Raw genomic sequence first — 5,407 nt, forward strand, 5'->3', positions numbered from 1 at the left:
AAAGGTGCAAGTAGGATGACAGCCCTTGAGCTTAAGACTGACCTTGACATCCTAAGGTCTAAGATTAAAAAAAGCAAAAAGGTAAGCTTTAACGAAAACTACGACGCCTATCCCATTTCCAAAGCCTTAAAAGCCAAACTAGATGAGCTAAAAATAGACCTAGACGACTAGGCGGGTAAATAAATTCAAACGGGTGATAAGATGGATAAAATAAATTTAAAAGATAAGGAAACTTTAGAAAAGCTTAAAGATTATCTAGATACAAGTGATGTGAGCGAAGAAGAGCTCACCCAAATTGTTGATACGATGACTGATGAGCAAAAAGAAGAAATCCTAGATATTATTTCTGAAGAAGACGATGAAGACTTTGATGATGAGCTAATAGGATCAGCTAAAAAGGGAGTAAATACCTCCCTTGCCCCTATCAGACGCAAGGATATGATGAGATTATCTGACCTAAATAACGAAGAGATAGTGGAGCAGTTCCAGTTAGGCAACCAAAATGCTCTTTCAGCCCTTGTAGAAAAAAACCAGGGTCTGGTAAGAAGCAGGGCCTCATATTTCTTTAGGTCCCACGGCAATGACCTTGACCTAGAAGACCTGGTCCAATCAGGCATGCTAGGCATGATTAGGGCAGCAGAGAAATTTGACCTAAGCCTAGGCTACAAATTTACAACCTATGCCTATAAATGGATAGATAAGGCAATCAGAAAGGCCATCAACAAAGAAGGACATACAATCAGGATACCTGCGGGTAAATACTTAAAACTAAATAAATTAAAACAAATCTTAAAGGCCAATCCAGAGGCAACAGATGAAGAGCTTTACAGAATTTTAGAAAATGAGGGAATAAATAAAAAACAAGCAGATGATTTATTCCTCATAAATAGAAATCAAGTAAACTCCACATCTTTAAATATCAACCTAGATAGTGAAGACTCCACAGGAGATGAGCTGATGGATATGGTAGGCGATGAATCTACCCCTGTAGATATGCTAATTTTAGAAAAAGACATGGAAAACTTCCTAATGCAGGCCCTAGACCAGCTAACAGATAGGGAGAAGCAAATCATAATTTATAGGTACGGCCTAGATAACGAAAAACCAAAGACCCTAGAGCAAATAGGTTCAATTTATGACCTATCTCGTGAGAGAATAAGGCAAATTGAAAATCAGGCCTTGGGCAAATTAAAAGATTATTCAGATTCAATTGGATAAATTTATAAGCGTCTCTTTTGGACGCTTTTTTTATGCAAAACAATACTTCTATGGTAAAATATTTCTAGAAACTATTTAATTTATTTTTAATAAAATAGTTATAAAGTGAAACTTATTAATTATCAAAGAAAACAATCTAAGAAAGGAAATGACCCATGATAGAAGTAAAAAACTTTACCAAGGAATATACAGTCGAGAAAAAGGCTGTTGATGATATTTCTTTTGTTGCCAAAGATGGTGAAATCTTTGGATTTCTAGGACCAAACGGGGCAGGTAAGTCTACCACAATCAAATCAATAGTCGGTATAAATTCAAAAACCAAGGGCGAGATTTTAATCAATGGTATCCGCCTAGAAGACGATCCAATGGCCTACAAAAACCAGTTTTCCTATGTACCAGATAATCCGGAATTATTCGAAAATTATTCAGGTAATGAATATATAAATTTCATAGCTGATGTCTACGGCGTTGACACCGAAACTAGAAGAGCAAGACTTGATTATTATTTGGGATTTTTTGACATTAGAGATGCCATGAAAGAGCAAATTACAACCTATTCTCACGGTATGGCCCAAAGGCTAGCTATTATAGGAGCCCTAATTCACGATCCCCAAGTTTTAATCCTAGATGAACCGATGGTTGGCCTTGATGCCAAGTCTGCCTACAATCTCAAACAAATATTAAGGGCCAGGTCGGATAAGGGCAAGTGTGTTATGTTTTCAACCCACGTTATGGAAATTGCCCAGGAGCTTTGCGATAGGATAGCAATTATTTCTAAGGGTAAGATTATTGCCATGGGCACTTTAGATGAAATTAAGCACTTAGCCAACAATGACGGCACCCTTGAATCAATCTTCTTGGAGCTTACCGATGAATAAGTCTAACACCCTAACCCTTGCCAAATACAGCTTAAAGGAATCATTTTTTCCATATATGCCAAGGAAAACTGTACCCAATATGCCAAAGTCTTTTTTGGGCAGGATTTTAATCCTCCTATGGACCTATATATTTTTTGGAGCAGTTTTTACAGGAGTTTTCATGGCTTCGGCCAAGATTTATGTGGATGGTGACATGGCCCATATGTATTTTGTGACCTTTGCCATGTCTATGACCCTCATGGTATTTTTATTTTACCTACCACAAATATTTTCAAACCTCTACACCAAGTCTGCCGTAGCCAACTATCAGACTATGCCGATTAGCGAGGGAGAACTCTTTGTAGGTAAGGCCTTTGGCGGTGCTTTAAGCTTTGTAGACTTTTTGCTTTATTTAGTAATAGGTCTTGTAATATATTTTAATGAAGCGGGTTTTGATCCTTGGGTACTAATCATGGCAATTTTGTTGTATTTTCCAATGATATACCTACCTTATGGGATTCTTTCCCTAGTCCTTCTTATCATAAAAAAATTTACCAATGTAAATAGGCATGCCAAGCTTTTTAAGACAATCGGCTATTTAATAATGTTTGCCTTTATGGGTCTCATTTATTATTTTTCTTTTTCAGCATCAAATTCAAGTGCAATGGGAAAGATGAATGTAGATTTAAATCAAATTACCCAAACCTTAAGTATGGTTTCAAATGTATTTTTCAATGCAAAAATATACGGCCTTGCAATCGCTGGAACAATGAGTCAAAGGCTTATTTTTACAGGCCTTCTTTTGGGCTTGTGTCTACTTTTGGCCTTTATTTCCTATAAAATAGCTAACAAATTTTATTATGAAGCTGTTTTTGACGAACACCTTGATACTTCAAAGAAAGAAGAAAGTCATAATAGGGATATAAAAATCGAAGCAGGAAGCCAATTTAAGGCGATTTTCAAAAAAGATCTCAAGACCCTATTTTCAAATATAGTCTTTTTGTCAGGACCAATTACTATGGCAATCATTATTACAACTATGGGTTATGTCCAAGCAAAAACTGCTCTTAGCGAATCGGGTATCGATCCATCTAGCCCAGAATTTTTGCTATTTGCCTTTCTGATTTCTCTGGCAGTTGGACTTTTTATCTGGCTAAATGGTGGCCTTGCCAATACCTCTTTATCTAGAGAAGGCAGGAGTTTTTATCTAATCCAGACCCTTCCTATTGACCCAAAAAGTCACATGAGGGCGAGGTTTGCTGCAGCTTACATCGTTATTTGTGGGATAAACCTAATCCTTGCCCTAGTCTTCACCTTCATTCTAAAACTTACAATCTTAGGATGTTTGGTAATATTTTTGGGACTATCTCTAACAGGAGCCTTTGCGACCATGATTAGCCTATACTTCGGCACCTTTATGGTCTATACTGAGTGGAAAAAACCCCAGGAAATTCAGCGTGGGGGAGGTCTAAAGGCAGTTTTACTTTATTTAGGTTCTCTGGTTATGATGGGGCTTTTGGGCTTTATGGTCTTTATGATCACAGAAGCTACTGATAACATAATCTTAGGAACCGGAGCGGCCTTGATATTAGTTTTAATTATTACATTTTTAGTATATAGGGCAACTCTCAAAAAATACACCAGGGGCTTTATGGACGTATAAAAATTTCCCAGCTTTAAATAGCTGGGTTTTTTAGTATAGTAAGTTATCAGAAAGGATAAATTATGGAATATCAAAAACCCTTTATTTATATAGACACAAATTTCAGTCCGGCTGATGGACTTTTTATAAAAATGGCCCTAAATTCTTTTGATTTTGAAATCGTAGGATTTTCTTCAAACAAATCCTATATGTCAAGTGGTACTGCAGGGCAAAATATCCTTGGACTTGTAAATAGTGAAGACTTATTTTTAAGCGTTGCAAAAAACTACGATGGTGTAGAATCAATCCACGATGAGGAAATCTTTACTCCTCAAGCTGACTACCTTGAGGATATGGATGCCTACGAAAATCTCTACGACTTGGCTTCCGATTGCGGCAGGCTTGATATAATCGCAACAGGTGATTTATCAAATATAGCCAAAGCGAGCCGTGAATATGAAGATTTTGTTGACTTCATTGACCATATTTTTTTAACAATTCCAGAATTAAAAACTCTATCAAAAGAAAACTTAAAAGATTTGGACCTAATTTTATCTTCTGGCATAGAATTGTTTATAATAGATCAAAAATTTGCGGAAAATTTCACCCTTAATCAAAAAGATTTGGAAAAAATTATAAAAAACCATCCGCAAATGGAAAAGCTCCTCAAAGCCTATGACGAAGAGGCACTAACAGGAGCCCTCCTTCTCTACCTATCCCAAAGCCCAGAAGCCTTTATCTTTGATGCGGCAGGCCTTAGGGTCAATTTTGACGAGAAAATTCTAGAAAATGCAACAAATAGGCCAAAGGCTTCTATTGTAAACAAGGTCAACGAAGATAGCTTCTACGATTACCTTAGAGGAATTTTATGCTAAAAAAACCAGGACTTAGGATAATAAAGACAGGCCTTGCTGTCATAATTTCCCTTATTATATCAGAGCTAAGGCCAGGAAGTAGCCTTGGTTTTTATGCAGCAATTGCGGCGGTAATTTGCATGCAGCCAAATGTCAACCAGACCCTATCCAAGGGGATAAATAGGGTTATCGGTACAATTTTCGGCGGGTTTATAGGTCTTATTTACCTCGTCGTGATCCCTGAAGGCTCTATTCCTTTGATGGTTGATTATATTTTAATAAGTCTTGTAGCAACTCTTATTATCTGGATAATGGCAAGTTTAAATCGTAAAGATGCTGTTTCAATTGCAGCTATAGTATTTTTATCCATTACCATAAACCACGCAAATGATCCGGCAGGCCTACCTTTACCCTTTGCTTTAAATAGGACTCTTGACACCTTGATTGGTGTTCTTGTAGCAATTTTTGTAAATTATATAGATTTCAAACTAAGGAAATCCTTAAAGCCTAACAAATAGGTTTTGAGGATTTTTTTGTTTTTAAGATTGAAAAATAAAAAAATATTTGTTCTTTAGGAAAATGATAACAATTCCTATATATCAAGACTTGTAAAATTTGTTAGCAAAAGAATTTATTAAGTATATTTGACAATGTAGTAAAGCAAGTATATAATTATATCACTATAATAAGATAAAGGAGTAACAAATGAAATCGATGATGAAGAAAATGGCATCTCTCTTCCTATTAATTTTTGTATTTATAGGTTTAGTTGGATGTCAAAAAGTAGATGATAGTAAGCCAGAAAATCCTTCTCAGGAAGCATCGTCTGAAGATAA

Annotated in this window: 5 protein-coding genes; all 5 read left to right on the forward strand. The window is 36.1% G+C overall.

All coding sequences use genetic code 11. The features are described from left to right. The first annotated feature begins 201 nt into the window (after nt 1-201). Entirely contained in the window at nt 202-1,218 is a 1,017-nt protein-coding gene (locus Q0410_RS07500) for a sigma-70 family RNA polymerase sigma factor (RefSeq protein ID WP_299035119.1), read from the forward strand. 155 nt (nt 1,219-1,373) lie between these two features. After that, entirely contained in the window at nt 1,374-2,096 is a 723-nt protein-coding gene (locus tag Q0410_RS07505; RefSeq protein WP_299035122.1) for an ABC transporter ATP-binding protein, read from the forward strand. Then, the gene (locus Q0410_RS07510) at nt 2,089-3,738 is read left to right on the forward strand and encodes a hypothetical protein (protein ID WP_299035125.1); all 1,650 of its coding nucleotides are present in this window, start codon (nt 2,089-2,091) and stop codon (nt 3,736-3,738) included. The genes Q0410_RS07505 and Q0410_RS07510 overlap by 8 nt, the downstream gene beginning before the upstream one ends. Before the next feature lie 62 nt (nt 3,739-3,800). Further along, entirely contained in the window at nt 3,801-4,592 is a 792-nt protein-coding gene (locus Q0410_RS07515; RefSeq protein WP_299035128.1) for a nucleoside hydrolase, read from the forward strand. Continuing rightward, nucleotides 4,586-5,089 (forward strand): aromatic acid exporter family protein, encoded by a 504-nt coding sequence (locus Q0410_RS07520; RefSeq protein WP_299035131.1) that lies wholly within the window; start codon nt 4,586-4,588, stop codon nt 5,087-5,089. Before Q0410_RS07515 ends, Q0410_RS07520 begins: the two co-directional genes overlap by 7 nt. Nucleotides 5,090-5,407: the final 318 nt, after the last annotated feature.

This window comes from uncultured Anaerococcus sp., from assembly GCF_937934665.1.
GTDB lineage: Bacteria > Bacillota > Clostridia > Tissierellales > Peptoniphilaceae > Anaerococcus.